Origin of the sequence: Nocardioides sp. (assembly GCF_036401255.1) — a bacterium.
In the GTDB taxonomy this organism is placed as follows: Bacteria; Actinomycetota; Actinomycetes; order Propionibacteriales; family Nocardioidaceae; genus Nocardioides.
On record NZ_DASWVI010000371.1, the window covers coordinates 1 to 3273 of the forward strand.

Below are 3273 nucleotides of genomic sequence, written 5' to 3' on the forward strand. Positions count from 1 at the left end.
TCGCCTCGAGCGCGGCCGCGGCGGCCGTGGGGTCCTGCCCGGCGGCGTACCGGGCGCCGTCGGCCTGGACGACGATGACGGACAGGCCGTGGGCGACGACGTCGTGCATCTCCCGGGCGATGCGGGCGCGCTCGTCGGCGGCCGCGAGCGCCACCTGCTGGGCCGCCTCGTGCTCGATGCGCCGCCCGCGCTCGATCAGCGTGTCGACGTACGCGCGCCGCACCCGGCCCAGCGTCCCGAGCGCCCACGCCGCGACCACGAGCGTGGCGATCGTGAGGAAGTACGGCCCGACGGTCCCGGGCCGCACGTCCGCGTCGAAGCCGCGCAGCCAGTCGACGGCGGCGACCGCGGCGCCGCACAGGCCCACGGCGACCGCCAGCACCCCCCGGGCCGGTGGGGCGTAGCGGGCGACGGAGTACGTCGCGACCGGGAACGCGACCTGGCTCCACAGCGGGTTGTCGATGGCGAGGGCCTGCGCCGCGCTCGCGATCGCCACCGCACTGAACACCAGCTGCGGGTGCTGCCGCCGCCAGAACAACGGCACCAGCTGGGCCACGGCCAGGCCCATGGACGACCAGCTCAGGCCGAGCACCGGGAACAGCGCGACCGGCAGCAGCAGCCCGAGGCCGAGCCCGAGGTCGAACCACCGCTGGCCGCGCCGGCCCAGCCGCCAGGGCTGACGCTCGACGGGCAGGGTGGTCACGTGCCCGACCCTAGTGCGGCGGCGGCCGGTCCGCGTCCGTCCGCGGGTGGACCCGGCGTACGCCCCGAGTAGGGTGCCAGCCATGACGAAATGGGAGTACCTGACCGCGCCGATCCTGACGCACGCGGCCAAGCAGATCCTGGACAACTTCGGTGCCGACGGCTGGGAGCTCGTGCAGATCGCGCCGGGCATGAACCCCGAGAACCTCGTCGGCTACTTCAAGCGGCCGCTCGCATGACGAGCCCCGAGGAGCGCCTCGCCGAGATCGGGCTCGAGGTGCCCGCCGTGGCCAAGCCGGTGGCGGCGTACGTCCCGGCGGTCGCCTCCGGCGACCTGGTGTTCACCTCCGGCCAGCTGCCGATGCGCGACGGCGAGCTCATGGTCACCGGCAAGGTCGGCGGCGAGGTCAGCGCCGAGGAGGCGACGCTGTGCGCGCAGCAGTGCGCGCTCAACGCGATCGCCGCGGTGAAGTCCGTCGTCGGTGACCTCTCGCGCATCACGCAGGTGGTCAAGGTCGTCGCGTTCGTGGCCTCCACGCCCGACTTCACCGGTCAGCCGCAGGTCGCCAACGGCGCCTCGGAGCTGCTCGGCACGGTCTTCGGCGACGCGGGCGTGCACGCGCGGTCCGCGGTCGGCGTGCCCGTGCTGCCGCTCGACTCGCCCGTCGAGGTGGAGATCGTGGTGCGGGTCGCCGGGTGAGGGCGACCGCATGAGGATCCCGATCCCGCCGATCCCGCTCCCGGACAAGGTCGTCGAGCTGGCGCGCGCGTACGCCGACGGCAGCCGCGAGCCGGCCGAGCCGCGCGACGCGGCCACCGTGATCCTGCTGCGCGGCGCCGAGGACGGGCCGGCCGTCTACTACCTGCGCCGGCACACGACGATGGAGTTCGCCGGCGGGATGTGCGTCTACCCCGGCGGCGGGGTCGACCCGCGGGACTTCGACGCCACCGTGGCATGGGCCGGCCCGCCGCCGGCCGAGTGGGCCGAGCGGCTCGGCTGCGACGAGGAGATGGCGCGTGCCCTGGTGTGCGCCGCCGTGCGCGAGACGTTCGAGGAGTCGGGGGTGCTGCTCGCGGGGCCCTCGCCCGACGAGGTGGTCGCCGACACGACCGGTGAGGACTGGGAGGCCGACCGGCACGCGCTGGAGTCGCGCGACCTCGCGATGACGTCGTTCCTCGCCGCGCGGGGGCTGGTGCTGCGCACGGACCTGCTGGGCGTGTGGGGCGGCTGGCTGACGCCGGCGTTCGAGCCCAAGCGCTACCGCACCTGGTTCTTCGTCGCCCTCCTGCCCGAGGGGCAGCGCACCCGCCACGTCTCGACCGAGTCCGCATCGGTGACCTGGCTGCCGGCCGCCGAGGCGGTCGCCCAGGCCGAGCGTGGCGAGATGCTGATGATGCCGCCGACGTACCTCACCTCCCTGGAGGTGGCGCAGTTCGGCTCGGCGGCGGAGGTCGTCGACGCGGCACACGGGCGGGTGGTCCAGATGCACACCCCGGACATCGAGCCGCTCGACGGCGACGGCTGGACGCTGTCGATCCCCGAGCACCACCGGCCGATCCTGGCGGCGCACCGGTCGTGAGCTGGTCGCGATGAGCTGGTCGGGCGGGGCCTTCGGGGCCCGGGGCGTGTGCGTGCTGGCGCCCAACCCGGACATCATGACGCTCGACGGCACCAACACCTGGGTGCTGCGCGAACCGGGCGCCCGGCGCTCGGTCGTGGTCGATCCCGGGCCGGCGATCGCCGCGCACCTGGACGCGGTCGCGGCGGCCGCGGGCGAGGTGGGCGTGGTGCTGCTGACCCACCACCACGCCGACCACGCCGAGGCGGCCCGCGAGTTCGCCGAGCGGATGGGGTGTGGCGTCCGGGCCCTGGACCCGGCGTACCGCCTGGGCTCTGAGGGTCTCGGCGACGGCGACGTGGTGTCCGTGGACGGCCTGGAGGTGCGGGTGGTCGCCACGCCCGGGCACACCGCGGACTCGCTGTCGTTCCTGCTGCCCGCCGAGGGTGCGGTGCTGACCGGCGACACGGTGCTGGGGCGTGGCACCACCGTCGTGGCGCATCCCGACGGCCAGCTCGGGGCCTACCTCGACTCGCTCGACCACCTCCACGCCCTCGCTGATGCTCACGGGGTCGCGTCGATCTGGCCGGGCCATGGACCGGTGATCGCCGATGCGCTGGGTGCCCTCGACTACTACATCGCCCACCGGCGCGAGCGGCTCGAGCAGGTGTCGGCTGCCCTGGAGCAGCTGCGCTCTGCCGACCGTCCCGAGGGCATCGCGGTCGACGAGCTGCCGCGACGGGTCGTCGAGATCGTCTACCAGGACGTCGACCGGGTGCTGTGGGGTGCGGCCGAGCTGTCCGTGCGGGCGCAGCTGGCCTACCTGGCCGAGCGACGCTGAAGCAGCCGCCTCCCGAGCCGGCGACCGGCGAGGAGCACCGCGATCGCCGCCGCGACGCCGAGGCCGATCAGGAGTGAGAGCCGCTCCTCCGAGACCGGCCAGTCAGGCTCGGGACGGTGCACGGTGAGGCGGTTGGGTGGCATCAGGTCGGTCGCGACGGAGAGTGAGCCG

The 3273-nt window shown here is 74.6% G+C and carries 6 protein-coding genes; 4 read left to right on the forward strand and 2 right to left on the reverse strand.

What is annotated here, in order from left to right:
* A partial coding sequence (locus VGD85_RS17135) for a histidine kinase dimerization/phosphoacceptor domain-containing protein (RefSeq protein WP_331064644.1) occupies positions 1-703 on the reverse strand: 703 nt, incomplete at its 3' end.
* Positions 704-785: 82 nt separating this feature from the next.
* On the opposite strand from VGD85_RS17135, the gene VGD85_RS17140 reads away from it, so the two are divergent.
* From VGD85_RS17140 to VGD85_RS17155, 4 genes are read left to right on the forward strand one after another with little or no spacing between them, the layout of a single operon-like run.
* A complete protein-coding gene (locus VGD85_RS17140) occupies positions 786-941 on the forward strand; it encodes a DUF4177 domain-containing protein (protein ID WP_243060190.1) in 156 nt (51 codons plus the stop codon).
* Positions 938-1402 (forward strand): RidA family protein, encoded by a 465-nt coding sequence (locus VGD85_RS17145; protein WP_331064645.1) that lies wholly within the window; start codon positions 938-940, stop codon positions 1400-1402. The genes VGD85_RS17140 and VGD85_RS17145 overlap by 4 nt, the downstream gene beginning before the upstream one ends.
* Before the next feature lie 10 nt (positions 1403-1412).
* Positions 1413-2282: an NUDIX hydrolase gene (locus VGD85_RS17150; protein ID WP_331064646.1), complete on the forward strand. Its 870-nt coding sequence runs from the start codon at positions 1413-1415 to the stop codon at positions 2280-2282.
* 10 nt (positions 2283-2292) lie between these two features.
* Complete coding sequence (locus tag VGD85_RS17155) at positions 2293-3102, forward strand: MBL fold metallo-hydrolase (protein WP_331064647.1); 810 nt, start codon at positions 2293-2295, stop codon at positions 3100-3102.
* Here VGD85_RS17155 and VGD85_RS17160 read toward each other — a convergent pair.
* On the reverse strand, positions 3081-3273 hold a 193-nt coding region (locus VGD85_RS17160; protein ID WP_331064648.1), incomplete at its 5' end, for a hypothetical protein. The genes VGD85_RS17155 and VGD85_RS17160 overlap by 22 nt on opposite strands.